General features: G+C 50.5%; 15 protein-coding genes. 4 read left to right on the top strand and 11 right to left on the bottom strand.

Annotated elements, in window-relative coordinates; genetic code table 11:
- Window positions 1-269: 269 nt before the first annotated feature.
- From HA050_RS16370 to HA050_RS16330, 9 genes are all read right to left on the bottom strand, one after another.
- Window positions 270-2,849: a TonB-dependent receptor gene (locus HA050_RS16370; protein WP_166828441.1), complete on the bottom strand. Its 2,580-nt coding sequence runs from the start codon at window positions 2,847-2,849 to the stop codon at window positions 270-272.
- Between the two features lie 591 nt (window positions 2,850-3,440).
- Window positions 3,441-4,349, bottom strand: a complete 909-nt coding sequence (locus tag HA050_RS16365; RefSeq protein ID WP_166828438.1) for a recombination-associated protein RdgC — start codon at window positions 4,347-4,349, stop codon at window positions 3,441-3,443.
- A 244-nt stretch (window positions 4,350-4,593) separates the two neighbouring features.
- Window positions 4,594-5,409, bottom strand: a complete 816-nt coding sequence (locus tag HA050_RS16360; protein WP_240929100.1) for an anti-sigma factor family protein — start codon at window positions 5,407-5,409, stop codon at window positions 4,594-4,596.
- 8 nt (window positions 5,410-5,417) lie between these two features.
- Window positions 5,418-5,924, bottom strand: coding sequence for an RNA polymerase sigma factor (locus HA050_RS16355; protein ID WP_166828434.1), 507 nt, complete (start codon window positions 5,922-5,924; stop codon window positions 5,418-5,420).
- Window positions 5,925-5,933: 9 nt separating this feature from the next.
- On the bottom strand, window positions 5,934-6,353 hold the full coding sequence (locus HA050_RS16350) for a nuclear transport factor 2 family protein (protein ID WP_166828431.1): 420 nt from the start codon (window positions 6,351-6,353) through the stop codon (window positions 5,934-5,936).
- Between the two features lie 79 nt (window positions 6,354-6,432).
- Complete coding sequence (locus tag HA050_RS16345) at window positions 6,433-7,452, bottom strand: YncE family protein (protein WP_166828429.1); 1,020 nt, start codon at window positions 7,450-7,452, stop codon at window positions 6,433-6,435.
- Window positions 7,453-7,548: 96 nt separating this feature from the next.
- A complete protein-coding gene (locus tag HA050_RS16340; protein ID WP_166828426.1) occupies window positions 7,549-7,872 on the bottom strand; it encodes a hypothetical protein in 324 nt (107 codons plus the stop codon).
- 8 nt (window positions 7,873-7,880) lie between these two features.
- Window positions 7,881-9,008: a molybdopterin-dependent oxidoreductase gene (locus HA050_RS16335; RefSeq protein ID WP_240929095.1), complete on the bottom strand. Its 1,128-nt coding sequence runs from the start codon at window positions 9,006-9,008 to the stop codon at window positions 7,881-7,883.
- Window positions 9,009-9,166: 158 nt separating this feature from the next.
- Entirely contained in the window at window positions 9,167-9,484 is a 318-nt protein-coding gene (locus HA050_RS16330; protein ID WP_166828422.1) for a c-type cytochrome, read from the bottom strand.
- A gap of 520 nt (window positions 9,485-10,004) precedes the next feature.
- Between HA050_RS16330 and HA050_RS16325 the strand changes: the two genes are divergently transcribed.
- The 4 genes from HA050_RS16325 (at window position 10,005) to HA050_RS16310 (ending at window position 14,679) form a co-directional block, all read left to right on the top strand.
- Window positions 10,005-10,991: an extracellular solute-binding protein gene (locus HA050_RS16325; protein WP_308418910.1), complete on the top strand. Its 987-nt coding sequence runs from the start codon at window positions 10,005-10,007 to the stop codon at window positions 10,989-10,991.
- Window positions 10,992-11,250: 259 nt separating this feature from the next.
- Window positions 11,251-12,846, top strand: a complete 1,596-nt coding sequence (locus HA050_RS16320; protein WP_166828415.1) for an ABC transporter permease — start codon at window positions 11,251-11,253, stop codon at window positions 12,844-12,846.
- A gap of 175 nt (window positions 12,847-13,021) precedes the next feature.
- On the top strand, window positions 13,022-14,059 hold the full coding sequence (locus HA050_RS16315) for an ABC transporter ATP-binding protein (protein ID WP_166828412.1): 1,038 nt from the start codon (window positions 13,022-13,024) through the stop codon (window positions 14,057-14,059).
- Window positions 14,060-14,157: 98 nt separating this feature from the next.
- Window positions 14,158-14,679, top strand: coding sequence for a GNAT family N-acetyltransferase (locus HA050_RS16310; RefSeq protein WP_166828410.1), 522 nt, complete (start codon window positions 14,158-14,160; stop codon window positions 14,677-14,679).
- 10 nt (window positions 14,680-14,689) lie between these two features.
- On the opposite strand, the gene HA050_RS16305 is transcribed toward HA050_RS16310, so the two are convergent.
- Both HA050_RS16305 and HA050_RS16300 read right to left on the bottom strand, forming a co-directional pair.
- A complete protein-coding gene (locus HA050_RS16305) occupies window positions 14,690-15,220 on the bottom strand; it encodes a hypothetical protein (RefSeq protein ID WP_166828407.1) in 531 nt (176 codons plus the stop codon).
- Between the two features lies 1 nt (window position 15,221).
- On the bottom strand, window positions 15,222-16,532 hold the full coding sequence (locus HA050_RS16300; RefSeq protein ID WP_166828405.1) for a peptidylprolyl isomerase: 1,311 nt from the start codon (window positions 16,530-16,532) through the stop codon (window positions 15,222-15,224).
- Window positions 16,533-16,541 lie beyond the last annotated feature (9 nt).

Here is a 16,541-nt window from a genome sequence, read left to right as displayed (position 1 = left end):
TTGCCACTACTGTTGAGTCAGGTTGGTGGTTGATTTTTTGTGGTGGGATGTAAGGAGTTGGCTTGGTTTAGTATGAATAAAGGTGCATTCACTGTCATGTTCAATTAACTTTTCTGCAGGCTGATTACTTACCGCAATAAAAATGCGGCCTCCGGGGCCGCATTTTGTTGATGAAAGGTTTGAGCAAAATCTCAAACGGTTCAAAGCGGTATATGCCCCGCGAATCATGCGGGGCATATATAGAGCGCTAAGTCAGAGAAGGGGGCTCTTTAAAATTTGTAAGTCAGCTTGGCCGAGGCAAAGCGGCCGCGCGGGTCTGCTTGGGTGTGGTCAAAGAAATCAGTTGAAGAATCCCACGGTGGGCGGGTATTACTCAGGTTGATGACTTTGGCGGTCAGCGTGGTGTCTTTGGCGAGTTTCCAGCTGGCCGTCAGATCAAAGGTGTTGAATGAGTCAACATATTTGGCGGTATCGGTGTCGCTGGCAAAAGCCTGATCGTAGCCGCCAATATAGTTCCATGTCAGGGTGGTGGACCATGCGCCAATTTCCCATGTGGCATCGCTGACGGCGCGCCATTTTGGAATCGAGCCAAATTGGTTGCTGCCTGCGCCATCGGTGAGTGGCTCGCCAGTGGAAAGCGGCTCAGCAAATCTTAAAACATGGCTGATCTGGCTGCCCAGTTTTAAGCTGCCGTAGTCTTTGCTGTTAAAGCGCTGACGTAAATCCAGATCAATGCCCGATGTTTCGCGATCGCCCATATTGCTGTACTGGCGATAAAGCGTGCTGATGCGCCCCTTATCATCGCGCACAATTTTGCCTGAATCACGGCTTTCGTTGGCGATAATATCCACGCCACTTTGCGTGCCAATCAGACCACTTTGCTTAATGTTGTAGTAATCAAGGCCAATGCTGCTGTCGTTTGTTGGCGAGAGCACAAAGCCCAGATTAAAGTTATCCGAGCGCTCCGGCTGCAGATCTTTATTGGCGGCGATAATATTGGTTACGCCGCGTGATTTGGTCGGTGCAATCGGGTCGCGCGGATCAACCACAGCGCCATAGCTGACTGCCGAGCTTTTGGTGATTTCTGGCAAAGAGGGCGCACGGAAGCCGCGTGAAGCAGAGCCGCGCAGCAGCAGCCAGTCTGCAGCCTGATAACGGGCGCTGGCTTTAGGCGAGAAGGCATTGCCAAAATCGCTGTAATGATCGGCCCGTGCTGCCAGGTTGACGTTTAAGTCTTTAATCACCGGAATGTTGAGCTCGGCAAAGACGGCGGAGACTTTGCGTTCGCCATCGATAATATTAATCGCCGGGCGCAGCTCGGTGCCTGAAAGTACGGCATCGGACGTGCGTGAATCCATTTTCTCCTGACGGAACTGCGCGCCGGTGGCAAAGCCCACACTGCCAGCAGGCAGCTCGAACAATTCGGGCGAGGATGCGCTGATATCAGCAGTAATCAGGCTGGATTTGGCCGGGCGCAGGGTAGAGAGGCGCAGGCGGTTACGCACTTCTTCGCTGTTTTTTGATTGATCGGCAAAGTTGTAGCTGCCGTCTTTTAATACTTTTTCGTATTCATAGCGGTTTACAAAATTCTGTACGGTTTCTTCCAGCGAGCTTTGTGAATAGCCAAGCGATGCATCCCAATCCCAGCCAAAGGCCGTGCCTTTGATGCCGGATAAAACACGATGCAGGGTCACTTCATCGGTTTTCAGGCGTTTACCCAAATCAAACAGCGTGGCGGTGAAATCCAGCGGCGTGGTGCCAGGGTTATTGGGGTGGCCGACTGGCAATTTATTATTAATGGTGTCTAAAGCTTGCTTCTGATTATTCCATGCGCGCAAGGTGCTGCTAACTGTGAGTGGAGCGGCAAAAGTCAGATTAGCGCGGGAGAAACCATATAAATATTCTGCATAGGCTTGCGTATCATCGTTAATCCGCAAATTGGCGCGGGCAAAGGCGTGATAGCGCTCAATCCCTGGAATCAGCGTGCTGTAGGGAGCATCGTTATAGGCCAAAACCTGGCCGGTTTTACCGTTCGTAATGCTGCTGTAGTCTGTAAGCCTGATCGGGCCTTGCGGGCCGCCCAATAGCTTGGTTGGGTCGCCATCGTAGTAATTAGTGATCACCCGGTTCAGGCTGCCACCCGATTGGTTTCTGAAGTCGCCATCTTTCATCCAGCTCACATCGCTTTGGTCGAGCTGATCGCGCTTTTGCCCGTCTAAAGAAAATACGACATTGAAATTGTCTTCATTAAAATCACCAAAGCCGGTTTTGATCGAAAAGTTCTTTTCGGTCTGCCCGGTGCCTTCGGTGGATGAGCCCAGCTCGGCGCTTAGCTCGGTGCCTTTAAATTCTGAATATAAAATAATATTCACTACGCCCGCCACGGCATCCGAGCCGTAAACAGACGATGCGCCGTCTTTTAACACTTCAATTCTTTGCACGGCCGCCATTGGCAGGCTGTTCAGATCAACAAAGGTTTCTTGTAAGTTTTGTGCCGTGGCATAGCTGCTGATGCGCTTGCCATTAATCAGCACCAAGGTGTTCTTCTGGCCAAGCCCGCGTAAGGAAACGCCGGAGGTGCCTGCGGAGAAGCTGCCGGTAAATTGCTCGTTATAGCTGTTGCCGCTATTGGCAGAGATAGAGCGGATCACTTCAGAGACGCTGGTTTTGCCGCTGGCGGCAATTTCTTTGGCGCTGATCACCTGCACGGCGGTTGCGCCGGCTTTCTGGCTGACGCGAATATTAGAGCCGGTTACGGTCACGCGTTCTACTTTATTGGGCGTGGTTTCTGCTGCAACAGCAGGAAAAGCAGCGCTAATGGCCAGCGCGATGGCTAATGGTTTAAACATACTATCCTCGGTACATCTCTGTGGAGCTGAAAAAAGGCAAAGTTTGTCCCTGCGCCTTGTCTGAGCAAGGCGCATTTTTTATGCAGGGATAAGGTTTAAAGAGAGCGGCAGCAGCAGTGGCTGTTGGGCAGGGCGATCAGAGGGAAGAGATTTGCTTGCATGGCATTGCTTTCTTGGTAAGGTGTGAAACACTATAACGAGTGTTTAAAATTACCAAAAAGAATATAAAATTAATTATATATACTTATTTGGAATATAAGGCGTGGAGTAAGGAGTAAACATGGCAGAAAATAGCAGGGAAATGTGTAAATGAGGGGCAATATGCCTCAGTAGCCGGGGCTTTTTGATTGGGAATCAAGGGCTTGCTTGACGATCAAAGTGCTTGGGCTTTAAGCAGCGTTTGCAAGGTTTTGAATCCATGCTTTTGCAGTGAGCATGGCGTTTTTATGGAGAACCACACCGGCGCGATGGATTTTCTGTGTGCGCTGTGGTCTTTTTGGCACTACGGAGCCGTTTCTGGCTTTGGCTGATTCCGGGGGCAAAAAAAACGCCGCTCTTCAAATGAGCGGCGTTTTAGTGTGGGCGGAGTGCTTAGCTGGGCATCTCTTCACCCAGCGCAGTGATCAGCTCAGGAATAAACTGGCGTAATTCGCCGGTGGCCAGCGCAAAGCTGGATTCAAACATCGCGTCTTGCGTATCCACATCGGCGTCTTTCAGCTCGTCTTCTAATACATCCAGCATGCTCATGCGCTTGATTTCCAGCTTTTCAGTCAGCTGGAATGCAATGCGCTCATTCCACGCCATGCCCATTTTGCTGACCAGCTTGCCGGTGGCAAGGTGCTGCTTAACTTCATCACTATGTAAATCCTGGCGAACAAAGCGGGCAATTGCGCCATCGTCGCCGGGGAATTTCAATTCACAATCGGCATCCAGCTCAAAAGGCACCGGCACTTCGTTTTCCAGCCAGCTGGTCATGGCGGTTTGTGGTGTGATTTGAGTTTGAATCAATCGCGTTGGCAGGCTGCCCAGCGCATCTCTTAAGCTGACCAGCAGGTTTTCAGCTTTGGCGGCTGCGGCGCTATCCACCAAAATTAAATTGAGCTTTAAATCAATCAGGGCGCGGTGGGTGCTGACGCGGGTAAAGGCGCGCGGGCGAAGTTCTTCTGCCACGCGCTCACGAATATCTTTGGCTTCTTTGCGGCCCACTTTACGCGCTTCTTCTTCCTCTATATGGCGGATGCGCTCTTCTGCTTCTTGCTTAACCACCACGGCAGGCAGGATTTTTTCTTCTGTTTTTAAGCAGACTAAAACCATATCCTGGCGGGCAAAAATAAATTCATCCGGCACATGCGGTGCAGGCGGAATCCAGCCCTGGCTCATCAAATCATGGCTGCCACAGGGGAAAAATGGCTTTTTAATTAAGCATTCGGCAATTGATTCGGCCGAAAGTGCATGTTCGGGGCTAAGGCGGTAGAGCTGAATATTACGAAACCAGAGCATGGCAGAAACTCGATTAAAGGCAGTGAGGGGAGTGATTGCTTACAGAGCATTTGCTAAAGCGGCTCAGAGATCAGGGTTGATATTTTACGGTATTCAATGGGCGATAAATTAAGCGTTAGCGGGACGATTGTCCAGCCAAAAATTTGCCTGCAGCAAGGTGGTTTAAATGGCGGAGTGTTATTTTGGGGCTGCTTGGGAGCATGCCGCCAAAGGCAGGCGTCTGGAGTTTGCTTGTCAGGCGGGCTTACATCATTATTTTTTGCTGATGAATAACTTTTGCCACACGGAGTAAATCCGGCTGAGCGCTGCCGCTTGAAATCGCATAACCCATGCTTTTATCCACCCAGTAAAACACATTTACCGGTCCGTCCTGACCAAATTGAAAGGCGGAGCTGGCTTTGGTTTGAGAAGGAATTTCCCGGGTGACATACAGCGTAAGCCTTTGGCCTGATGCATCGTGGTACATCAGCTGGGCGACCGGCCCGCGCTCGCCCGGCAATAGCCTGCCCCCGATCAGTGTGTAGCCAACAGATTGCAGGCTGGGCGGCTTGATTGGGGAGCCTAAGCGCCGCGATAACCAGTGCTCCAGTTGTTGTTCCTCATCCGCGCCAACTTCAACGGGGCGGCTGGTGTCCGGGCTGTAAACCACATGGGCCACGGCAGCCCGCCTGGCAAAGCCAGCCAGCTTATGGGGGGCATCATCCCCGGCAGAGGGCTGTATAAAGGCGGTTTGCAACAGGTTTTCATCGGCCATGCCCCTTGCTACCCATGCGGACCCGGCGCTGCTGATTGCAATGACGATGCCAGCGGCAATCCTTTGCAAATGCCACTGCTTTGGCGGCTTGGCTGCATATTGCAGGCGTGGGGATATTTTTTCATTGAGCACGGGATGATATAAATCACGCAAAGCTTGTTTTTGCGCCTGATAGCTTTGCATGCGCCGTGCTTCTTCGGGATGCGCTGCCAGATATGCTTCAACTTCAAGCTGTCTCTCTGAGGAAAGCTGTCCGTCAATACTGGCGTGGAGTTCTGCTTCAGTCACCGTGTGCGTTGGATTCATCGGGGGGCTCATTTGACGATTTTTAAGCGGACAGGCTTAGCTTGTGTTTCCAGTACGATGCGTAAGCGCTCACGGCCTCGTGATAGCCGGGACATCACCGTGCCGACAGGAATATTTAATGTTTTGGCAATATCTGCGTAAGCCATTTCTTCCAGTGCCACCAGTAGTAATACTTCTCTTTGCTCATCGGGCAGCTGATTGAGTGCCGCTTGTAAATCACGCATCGCCAGCTGTTCTCCTTGCCGGGCAGAAACAGGGGTTTCCGGGGTGTTGTCATCCAGCTCAACCGTGTTAATCCGCGGGCGGCGTGCACCATCAGCGTGCAGATTATGCATGATGCTGAACAGCCAGGCGCGCATATCAGCAACCCCTCGCCACAGGCTGGATTTCAGCCATGCGCGTTCCAGTGTGTCTTGCACCAGATCGTCGGCCTCTTCTTTATGCCGCACCAGCGCCCGCGCATATCTGCGCAGGCGCGGCAGCATATTCAGCAGTTCGCGCTCGTCGCACTGCATGGAACGCGCTTAGTTAAAATTTAATTGTGGATCAATTTGCCATGTTTCATTGATGATTTTTCCTTCACGCCAGATCAGTACATAGCGGACTTTGATGTTGGCTTTGCCTTCAAAGAAAACATTGGCGGTGACGGTTGCCCCTTTGGGGTTGAGTGACTCTTCCAGTTTTCCGATGCTGACTTTTTGCGTGCCCTGCGCCTGGGTGAATTTATTCCATACCGTGCTGATGGCTGTTTTGCCCGCATAGAGGCCATCAATAGGGCCACCTATCCAGTTGAACTGGGCTTGCTCGGTATAGCTTTGCATCAGTTGTGCAACATCTCCTGAAGCGATGCTTTGAAAGTGAGCGCGGCTGTCTTCTGCGGGCGAGGCAAAAACATGAGCGCTCAGCAAAATGAGGGCTGCAGGTAAAAGGGCGCGTTTAAGCATGGTGATCAATCCTGTGTGTTATCGGGTGTGGAAACAGCCGGCTGGGCGGGGCATTGCCTGCTTTGCTTAAGCTGCTTAATTAAAGTGAGGCTGATTTTTGGGGGGCAACAATTTGCTGCACAATTTTTTGGCTGTCGCGGTCAACTTTGGCAATGCTGAGATCTTCATTGAGCACATAGGCCAGTTTGCCGTCGCGGGTAAATGCAATGGCCTGGCGCGGCTGCTTAAAGCCGGTGATGGTGGCCGCTACCTGCAGAGTGGCAATATCAACCACCGAAACGGTCTGATCGGCCAGATTGCCCGCATAAATAAAACGGCCATCCGGCGAGAGCGCTGCACCGTAAGGCTCGCGGCCAACAGCAACGAGGTTTTTGATTTCCCGTTTGGCAATATCAACAACCGCAAGAGTGTGTGTGCCGCTATTGGCGGCAAACAGCGTCTTGCCGTCTGCGCTGATTGAAATTGCGCGAATCTTGCTGAAGTCTTTGATCTCCCCCTCAATTTTGTCGGTCTTAGTGTCAATAATTGTGACTTTGTCGCCCAGAAAATTGGTGACATAGAGTTTGCTGCCATCGGGGCTAAGCTTTACACCCTGGCGGGGCTGAGCAAAGCCGGTGATTACACTGCGCGCCAGCCCACTGTGGGTATCAAAGCGGGTGACAGTGTTTGAGGCTTGGTTGTTCAGATATAAATTTTGGCCATCTTTGCTGATCGCCGTGCCAAAGGCGCCCGGGCCTGCGGCCATGCGCGACAGGACTTGCAGGGTGGCGGTGTCTGTTTTTATGATTTCACCAAGGCTGCTGTCGGAGACATAAAACGATTTGCCATCCGGAGCGAAAACAATATTTCTTGGTGTGATATAACCAGGTAAGGTTTGGCGAAGCTCCCCTTTTTTAAGATCGTAAACAAGCAACTCCGGGCGCTCGCTATAAGAGACGACCGCCGTGCTTTCATCAGGGCTCAGGGCCAGCGAATTGTTACGGATCTGGCTGTCAAATTTTACGGAGTTGGTGTCAGCGGCCCATAAACCAGAGCTGCAAGTCATGGATAAAAGGGCAGTACACAGATGGGCTGCGGTGGTACGAAAAGGGTGCTTCATATCGATCCTGTCAAAAGTAAAGGGCCTTGCGGTATACAAAGCGCCTCTTACAAAGGTGGACGTATGGCACCGGATTTTTATTCCATCACTTGTGAATTATTTTTGCCGGGCGGGCCTGACACGATCTTGTTGAGCTTGAAAAAGATAGGCCGCTATCTGTGATGCTTCCTGCTGAGTAATGGGCGCTTTAAAGGAGAGGCGCATTTTTTCTGTGATTTTAAACCACTCTTTTTCAGATAAATGGGGTTGATATAAAGCGTAATCGGCGGAGTGGCAAATTAAGCATTTTTGCAGTGTAGTCACATAAGCCGGGTTGGCATTGGCGGGATACATGCTGGTTTCGGCCGGGAGTTTTATTTCAAGCGCCAGTGCCGGGTTGATCAAAGCAAACAGTGCGATGATCAGGCTGAGATATTTCATGGCAGGCCTCATGATTCAAGCTGCGCATGTACGCGCTCAACCACATTGCGTGCATAGCCACCCGGATTCCATGGTTGCTCTAATGGCTGTATTTCCCCGCTATTGGCTGTTGCCCTTGCCATTAAATTAACCGGGCCATTTTTCAATTGTCTCAGGGTGATGCTCCATGGTCTGAAGGCATAATGGCCTATGTTTTTGCCCAGTGCGGCTGGAAGCCATGTTTTCCCGCCATCGGCAGAGCAATCTACAGCACGAATACCACTGCCACAGTCAAAAGCAATTCCCCGCAGCGTTAATTCACCATTGTTTAATTTTATTTTCTTGCCGTTTTCGATATTGGTAATTAACGATCGAACTTTGAGTTTGGTTAGCGGGATTTTGTTTTTAATGGGGGTATTGGGGGCGATGCCATTGTTTTCTGTGTCCGGAACCATATAGGCTTCTTTTGCAAACCAGCCATCAAATTCGGTGTTGATGACTTCTATTTCTGAAAGATGCTTCATCCAGAAGGGGGCAAAATAGCCTGGTACAACCAAGCGAGCAGGGAATCCATTCAGCATGGGCAGGGGTTCACCATTCATGGCCCATGCAATTAAAACATCATCAGATAATGCTTTATCAATATCCAAAGAGCGAATAAAAGCCGGGGTAACTGGCAAGGCCGGCTCGTCCAGCCCCCGGTATTTAATTTGCTTGGCATTGGGGCCAATACCTGCTGCTTTTAATACATCAGCCAGCCTGACGCCTGTCACTTTAAAACAGGCCATAGAGCCATTGCCGAGCTGTGCACCTGGCACGCGGGGTGAAAACAATGCACGGCCATTTCCTGCGCATTGCATCACAACATTGAATGAAACCTGATTAAAGCGCTGTTTTAAATCTGCAATACTGAGTTTAAGCGGATGGTTTACATTTCCTTTAATACTTATAAGATGTGTGCTTTCGTCGATATTAAGCGGGTGATTGGCAAGGTGGTAACGCACAAACACCGCTTTATTGGGCGTAATCAGGCTCTGATCAAAATAAGAAAAAGGGGTTTCTAAATGAACGGGGCGGGTGGTGATTCTGAGTAATGGATGTTTTTGCGGATAGGGTACTAATTCCCTTCGCCCGTTCTCAAAACCCTGGTCAAGCATTGAAAGTGCCCACGATTTATGAGGAAAGGAAAGCATGCCTGCAGATACGGCAGAGGCAAGCCCCCCTTTAAGAAGGGTTCTTCTGCTGAAAAATGAATGTTCATTTTTTTTCATAATGAGCGCCTTGTGATAAATAGCCTGCTTTGAATTGCTTCAGCTTATTTTTGTTTTAGAACCCAGCTCACAATCGTTTTCATGTCTTCCGGATTAATTTGTGGATTAGGCGGCATAGGCATCGATCCCCATACGCCACCGCCGCCATTTTTTACTTTGGCCATCAGCATATTTAAAGCGCCTGCATTGCCTTTATATTTAAGCGCCACGTCTTTATAAGAAGGGCCGACTATTTTTGTGTCCACCGAGTGACAGGCGAGGCAATTGTTTTTTTGCGCCAGCGCCATGCCATCAGCAGCAAAAGAGTAGCCCGACAGCAGGCCGATTGATAAAGCGAATGCGCTTTGTTTGAGTAAGTTCATATATATATCCCGTGGTGTAGTGATTCATTTTTTTATTTGAAGTGCAAATCAGTTGCTGCCGTTTTTAAACCGGTGAGCCAGCAAGTCAGCAGCGTAGCCTGAACTGATCATTTGACATATCTAAATGATTTGAATTACATGTATAGAAAAAATGAATGCCATGAAGGCTTTGGAGCAGGGGGCTGGCATGCTTCAGCCGCTTTGCAGCCTGCGGGGGAGTGAAGTGCTTGTGCATGTGGCAGGTCTTTGTGGCCTCATCAAAGCGCATCTTTTTCGGCATGGCTTGCGGGCTTTGCCTAAAATTGTGTGGAAAAGAGCGCGCTGCGGGGAGCTAAACCCATTCAGTAATGACGAAAGCGTGTAAGTTTTGATCTGTTGCTGGGTGAAAACGTGGCTCCGGCCGCTTCTTTTAAGTGATTTGTGTCTTCCTTTCTGTGCGCGTCTATGTCATTCTTGTCGCGAATTGAGAATGGTTTCTAATCATCTGTGGTGTTGTTTACATTTTAAAGAAGGATTTCCCGTGAAGCGTCTTGTACTTGCCTCCCTGCTTGCTGCTACCTCTCTTGCTCATGCTGAAAGCGTGACTTTGTATTCGGCCCGCAATGAACAGCTCTTAAAGCCTTTACTGGATGCATTCACTAAAGAAACGGGTATTGAAGTTAAGCTGCTTACCGATAAAGAAGGCCCTTTACTTGAGCGCCTGCGCGCAGAAGCGCAAAACACCTCGGCGGATGCCCTGATTACCGTGGATGCAGGTAATTTGTGGCAGGCTTCTAAAATGGGGCTGTTGAAATCGATTCAGTCCAATACCTTAAATGACAATATCCCCGCGCATTTACGCGATCCAAAAGGCGAGTGGTATGGCCTGTCGGTGCGCGCCCGGACAATGTTCTTTAATAAGAACAAGGTAAAAGCTGCCGATTTATCCAGCTATGAAGATCTGGCTAATCCAAAGTGGAAAGGCAAGCTGTGCCTGCGTACTTCCAAAAAAGTGTACAACCAGTCTTTGGTGGGTATGATGATTGCCCAGTATGGCGAGCCTAAAACCGAGAAAATTGTTCGTGGCTGGGTAGATAACCTGGCGACTGATGTATTTCAGGACGATACCGCCATGCTGAAAGCAATTGCAGCAGGCCAGTGTGATGTGGGTATTGCCAATACTTATTACTTTGGCCGCCTGATTGAGGCGCAGCCTAATTTGCCAGTCAGCATTTTCTGGGCAAACCAGCAGGCTGAAGGCGTACATGTGAATGTGTCTGGCGCTGGGGTGACGCGTTATGCTAAAAATCAGGCGGGTGCAATTAAGCTGCTTGAATGGCTGTCGTCAGATAAAGCGCAAAATCTTTATGCTGATAAAGATATGGAATTCCCGGCTAATCCAAAAATCAAGGCTTCCCCTCTGGTTGCAAGCTGGGGGCCGTTTAAATCCAATGTGATCAATGTATCTAAAGCCGGTGAGTTGCAATCGACTGCGGTACGTCTGATGGACAGAGCCGGTTATCGTTAAGCGTATCAAACGTTACAATTAAATAACGCCAGGCACGCAAATAAGGTTTGTTCCTTGTAAGTGAGTGTGGGGCGTTGCATAGTACGGGCAAGCAGATTTTCTGTCTTGCCCGTTTCTCTTCATAAAAATTGCACGGCTGCGTTAAAGACCAGTGCCTTATCTTTGCCCCCAAAGGCAGCGATAAACCTGCTTATTGTGGTTTTTTCGTGGGGCGCTGTCTCCTCTGTGTTTTCTGTGGTTCAGGATTTGGGTTTTCTTAATGATGCAAAAATTGTTCTCTAAAGGATCGCTGTACACGCTGCCGATCGCTTTACTGACCCTTATCCCCCTGCTGGTGGTGCTGTCTTCTTTTCTGCATCCGCAGCCAGAAGTCTGGCAGCATCTTTCCGAATATGTTTTGCCACGCGTGCTGAAAAACACCGCTGTTTTAATGCTGGGTGTATCGGCAGGTGTGCTGCTGCTGGGCGTTTCCCTTGCCTGGCTCACTGCCGTTTGTGAATTCCCCCTGCGGCGATTTTTTGCCTGGAGCCTGATGCTGCCGCTGGCCATGCCAGCCTATGTGCTGGCTTTTGTGCAGGTGGGTCTGCTGGATTTTACCGGGCCGGTGCAAACACTATTAAGGGAGTGGACAGGGGATTCATCCTGGTTTCCGCGTATCCGCTCAACCGGCGGGGTGATTCTGGTGCTCACCCTGGCGTTTTATCCCTATGTGTATTTGCTGGCAAGAAATGCGTTTTTAACCCAGGGCAAGCGCGGGATAGAGGCCGCGCAAATGCTGGGCATGTCCAGGCGCATGGCGTTTTTTCGGGTGTCTTTGCCCATGGCGCGGCCTTGGCTGATTGGCGGGGTGCTCCTGGTGCTGATGGAAACACTGGCCGATTTTGGTACGGTTTCCATTTTTAATTACGACACCTTTACCACCGCAATTTATCAATCGTGGTTCTCTTTATTTAATTTGCCTGCCGCATCACAGCTGGCATCCATCCTGGTGCTGTTTGTGCTGGCGCTGGCCGTGGCCGAGCAATGGGGGCGTGGCCGCAGGCATTATGCGGTGCGTGGCGGATCAGCAGAGCGGATTGTTTTGCACGGTGCTGGGCGCTATCTGGCGCTGGCCTGGTGCAGCGTGGTGCTGCTTATCGCGTTTGTGATTCCCTTTATTCAACTGCTGGTTTGGGTAAAAAGCGTGTGGGCGATTGATTTTGATGAGCGCTATCCCTGGTTTATTTTGCGCTCGATTGCCATTGGCGGGATGGCGGCACTGCTGGTCACGGGCTTGGGTCTGATCCTGGTTTATGCGCAGCGCCGTTACCACGACACACGCTGGCTGGTACGTATTGCCACGCTGGGCTATGCCGTGCCGGGTACGGTGCTGGCGGTGGGCGTGTTTATCCCGATTGCCTGGCTGGATAATCTGCTTATCCCTCTGCTGGCTTACTTTGGCATTGTGACGACGCAAGTTTTAAAAGGCACTCTGGCGGTGATGCTGCTGGCGCTGGCCGCGCGTTTTATGGCTGTGGCCTTTGCGCCCATCGATACCGCCATGCAGCGGATTACCCGCAATCAGGAAGATGCCGCCCGGTCTTTAGGCTTGTCATCAAAGCAGGTATTAAGACGCGTGCATTTGCCGCTGCTGCGCGGCGGTCTGCTGACAGCCTTACTGATTGCCTTTGTTGATGTAATGAAAGAAATGCCCATTACCCTGATGACCCGCCCCTTTGGCTGGGACACCCTGGCGGTGCGTGTATTTGAAATGACTTCGGAAGGCATGTGGGAGCGGGCAGCACTGCCGAGTTTCTTTATTGTGTTGATGGGCCTGATCCCGGTGATTCTGCTGGTCAGAAAAACTGAAGACTGATAAAGGGAAGTCAAAAAAATCTGCAGAAACATAAGAAAAGCAAAGAACACAGAGTACGGGGAGAAAGCCACGAGGGGGAATAATCTTCATATAAGTTGTGGCCCCTCTTAGTTGTTCTTTGTGTTCTCCGTGTCTGCGGAACTTAGGTTTGGTCTGGTCTGTTTTAAAGGTTTATATGCTGAAAATATCTGATCTTACGATTGCCCTTGGCGGTCGTACCGTGGTGGAAAACTTATCGCTGCATTTACAAGTGGGCGAAATTGGCTGTCTGCTGGGCGCTTCCGGCTGCGGCAAAACTACTGTTTTGCGGGCTATTGCAGGTTTTGAAAAACCGGCAGCGGGCGAGATGACGCTGGCGGGCCATAAAGTCAGCAGCGCCGCTAAAATGCTGCCGCCGGAGCAGCGTCAGATTGGCATGGTGTTTCAGGATTACGCGCTTTTCCCTCACCTTACTGTGGCGGGTAATATTGCCTTTGGCCTGAGAGGTGAAAGCAAAGCAGAGCAAGAAAAACGCGTGGCCGATGCTTTGCAACTGGTGGGTTTGGGGCATGTTGAGCATCGTTATCCGCATGAATTATCTGGCGGCCAGCAGCAGCGTGTGGCACTGGCCCGGGCACTGGCCCCGCGCCCGCAGCTGTTATTGCTGGACGAGCCGTTTTCAAATTTAGATGTGGAGCTGCGCGAAAGGTTGGGGCAGGAAGTGCGCGCCATCTTAAAGGCAGCGGGCATGACGGCGATTTTAGTCACCCATGATCAGAGAGAAGCTTTTGCCGTGGCCGATAAAGTAGGGGTCATGGCCGAAGGAAAAATCCGCCAGTGGGCCACGCCTTATGATTTGTACCATAAGCCGCTGGATCGTTTTGTGGCGGATTTTGTTGGCGAAGGTGTACTGCTGCCCGGCGTAGTGGCTGAAGGCGGAAAAGTAAAAATTGAGCTGGGTGTGATTGATGGCTCTATGCCGGAGGATTGCTGCCTGGGCTGCACGGCGGATGTGCTGGTTCGCCCTGATGATGTGTTGCATGACGATGCAAGCAGTACAAAAGCCACCGTGCTGGCTAAGGCTTTTCGTGGCGCGCAATTTCTTTACACCTTAGCTCTGCCGTCAGGTCAGAAAGTATTATCGCTGGTGCCCAGTCACCACAATCATGCCGTAGGCGAGGATATTGGTATTCGCTTAGAAATTGATCATGTGATTGCGTTTAAGCGCGCATAAGTTGGCCGCAATTGCCGCTCCTGGTGCTGCTATTTTCAGGGGACTATATATTTATTTTATTATTGTTTGATTTATTCATGGCCTGAAAAGGGTTTGCTATGCTCATTAGAAAACTGACGATTCATGATGCCGCAGCCCTCAGGGCGATCCGGCTGGAAGCGGTACAAGATTCCCCTTCTTCTTTTATGCCCAATGCAGAAGAAGTGCGCGCCCGAAGTATTGAAAGCTTTGCGCAACTGCTGAGTGATCCGCAAGATGTCGTTTATGGTGTTTTTATAGAAAATGATTTAATTGCAATTGCCGGATTAAGGCGAAATAGCGCAGCAAAATTAAAACATAAAGCCAATATATTTGGTGTTTATACCCAGGCCGCTCAGCGAAAAAAAGGCATTGCCCGACGCTTATTATTAACGCTGCTTGATGATGCGTATTCTGATCCCTCCGTTGTGCAAATCACCCTGAGTGTAAATACAGAAAATTACAATGCAAAATCACTGTATGAATCCATGGGGTTTGAGCAGTACGGCCTGGAAAAAAACGCCATGCTGGTGGATGGCGTATTTATTCATGAAGCGCATTTGGTGCTTTATGTGCCTGGCAGGTTGGCGCAGTTAAATTAAAATGCGCGGCTTATTGGCCAGTATTGATTTCAGGGTGCGCCGTTAACAATTGCTGGCGCATGGCTTGCAGCTCGGCCACTTTTCTTTCCTGCTGGGCGATAAGCTCGGGTGCGATGCCCAGGGCTTTGCCTTTTCGAATATCCTCCTGCAGTTGCGCGATCTGTGCTGGCACGGCTTTGCTGAAGGCCGCCAGCTCCTGCATATTTTGCCGCGCTTCATATTGCTGGTAGGCGGCGTGATCGGCCAGCTCTGCGGGAGTCGCTGCGATGTTTTGCGCTTGCCTGATGATGGGCGGGGTGCGTGATTCACCGTTGATGCGGGCCTCTGCCATGCTTTCGGCGGCGGGGGGGTCTGCCGCATGGGCGGCTTGATTACCTGCTTCCGGGTAAAAACGGGCCAGCCAGTGTTTTTTACTTTCAGAGGCTGCCGAAGCGTTTACCCTGGCAGAGGTGATGGCTGTGGCTGGTGTATCGCTTTCATCCTTGTTTTGCAGCCAGAAAAAAGCGGCAATCAGGCAGGCTGAAAAGATAAGATATTTCATTTTAATTCAGCCTGATTTTGCCAATGGATGGGTTGACTTCAATTTTTGCATGTTGCCATTGCTGATCCAGCAGGCGCTTAAATTGCGCTCTGGATTTTTGCAGTGCAATTTGTGCGCTGGCGGCATAGCGCACTGATTCTGAATCTGCAGCCTGATAATCTTCAATACGCTGCTCTACTTTAATGATTTCCCATGTGGCTTTTTCGTCCGGGCCTACAGGGGCGCGAAAGGCTTGCGATAATTCGGTCTGGCTGAAAGCAATTTGTTCAACCCAGTTTAATGTGCCCTGATGCGTAATCCAGCCTAAATCTCCTCCTTTGTCTGCGTCGCTGGCCATTGAGTGTTGCCGGGCGATGCCTGCAAAATCTTCGCCCAGTTTTAATTGCAGAATCAGCGTTTTGGCCAGTGCTTCATTATTCACGCGGATATGCCGGGCTTTTACTTTGGCGATGCGCTTGAATTCATTTTTATGCTTGCGATAATAATCGGCTATTTCAGCAGGGCTGGTTTTTTTAGCCAGCTGTTCCAAGTGTTCACTGCGATCGTGCTGATCTCCAATCCCATAAATTTTCATCAGGGCTTCAGCGTCTTCCTGGTCTTTTAGGCTGCGGCGGTAATCATTGACGGCTGCTGTGCCAAATTTTTTATTTGCCCAATCAATTGTAAATAAATTGGCAAAGGCAATTTGAATTTGCTGATTTAAATATTCCTGATTTTTGGCGTATAGCTCGATCCGGCCCTGTACATTTTGCCGGTGGTAAATATCGTACAGGGTGAGGCTGCCTTTATTTGCCAGCTGATAGCGTAATAGCGTGATTTCTTTGGCCTGATTGATTTGCTCAGGGTTTAAGGCGTATTCCAGACTGATTTGTTGCTTAGAGCCAAAAACGGCTAGCTGTTGTGCTGCAGTCAGGGTGTTTTCTTCGATATACAGGCTTTTGAGTGTGCTGCCGGGCAGGGCTTTGACTGATTGTTCAATTTCTTTGCCGTAGAGGGCGCGCAATGAGGAGGCCAGCCTGTCTTCGATGGCGGTGTCGCGGGCAAAGGCAATACGGCTGGCGGGGTGGAGTGTTTCGGGCGGATACAGGCGGCGTGCTTCGACGGCAAGCAAACGCTGGCGCAGCATTTGGGCCAGCTGGTCTGCGGCGCTAAGCGGTTTGTCGCTGCCCAGCTGCTGCATATTGCTCAGGCTGAATTGCAACAGCGCCTCACCGTTCAGTTTTGCTGCAATGTGGCTTGGCGGATAGTTGATTTGCGCATGGGGGCTGCTGCTGATCAGCGCCAGCATCAGCCAGACGATGTGTTTAAACATAGGGAATAT

This window comes from Iodobacter violaceini (genome assembly GCF_011601265.1).
Classification (GTDB): domain Bacteria; phylum Pseudomonadota; class Gammaproteobacteria; order Burkholderiales; family Chitinibacteraceae; genus Iodobacter; species Iodobacter violaceini.
Note: the sequence above shows the minus strand (reverse complement) of the source record. Positions and strands in the feature narration are given on the sequence as shown.

What these genes read in the sequence shown, in the direction of transcription:
- HA050_RS16370 (WP_166828441.1), bottom strand. Translation starts at nt 2,849, where the DNA reads ATGTTTAAACCATTAGCCATCGCGCTGGCCATTAGCGCTGCTTTTCCT.
- HA050_RS16365 (WP_166828438.1), bottom strand. Translation starts at nt 4,349, where the DNA reads ATGCTCTGGTTTCGTAATATTCAGCTCTACCGCCTTAGCCCCGAACAT.
- HA050_RS16360 (WP_240929100.1), bottom strand. Translation starts at nt 5,409, where the DNA reads ATGAATCCAACGCACACGGTGACTGAAGCAGAACTCCACGCCAGTATT.
- HA050_RS16355 (WP_166828434.1), bottom strand. Translation starts at nt 5,924, where the DNA reads ATGCAGTGCGACGAGCGCGAACTGCTGAATATGCTGCCGCGCCTGCGC.
- HA050_RS16350 (WP_166828431.1), bottom strand. Translation starts at nt 6,353, where the DNA reads ATGCTTAAACGCGCCCTTTTACCTGCAGCCCTCATTTTGCTGAGCGCT.
- HA050_RS16345 (WP_166828429.1), bottom strand. Translation starts at nt 7,452, where the DNA reads ATGAAGCACCCTTTTCGTACCACCGCAGCCCATCTGTGTACTGCCCTT.
- HA050_RS16340 (WP_166828426.1), bottom strand. Translation starts at nt 7,872, where the DNA reads ATGAAATATCTCAGCCTGATCATCGCACTGTTTGCTTTGATCAACCCG.
- HA050_RS16335 (WP_240929095.1), bottom strand. Translation starts at nt 9,008, where the DNA reads ATGCTTGACCAGGGTTTTGAGAACGGGCGAAGGGAATTAGTACCCTAT.
- HA050_RS16330 (WP_166828422.1), bottom strand. Translation starts at nt 9,484, where the DNA reads ATGAACTTACTCAAACAAAGCGCATTCGCTTTATCAATCGGCCTGCTG.
- HA050_RS16320 (WP_166828415.1), top strand. Translation starts at nt 11,251, where the DNA reads ATGATGCAAAAATTGTTCTCTAAAGGATCGCTGTACACGCTGCCGATC.
- HA050_RS16315 (WP_166828412.1), top strand. Translation starts at nt 13,022, where the DNA reads ATGCTGAAAATATCTGATCTTACGATTGCCCTTGGCGGTCGTACCGTG.
- HA050_RS16310 (WP_166828410.1), top strand. Translation starts at nt 14,158, where the DNA reads ATGCTCATTAGAAAACTGACGATTCATGATGCCGCAGCCCTCAGGGCG.
- HA050_RS16305 (WP_166828407.1), bottom strand. Translation starts at nt 15,220, where the DNA reads ATGAAATATCTTATCTTTTCAGCCTGCCTGATTGCCGCTTTTTTCTGG.
- HA050_RS16300 (WP_166828405.1), bottom strand. Translation starts at nt 16,532, where the DNA reads ATGTTTAAACACATCGTCTGGCTGATGCTGGCGCTGATCAGCAGCAGC.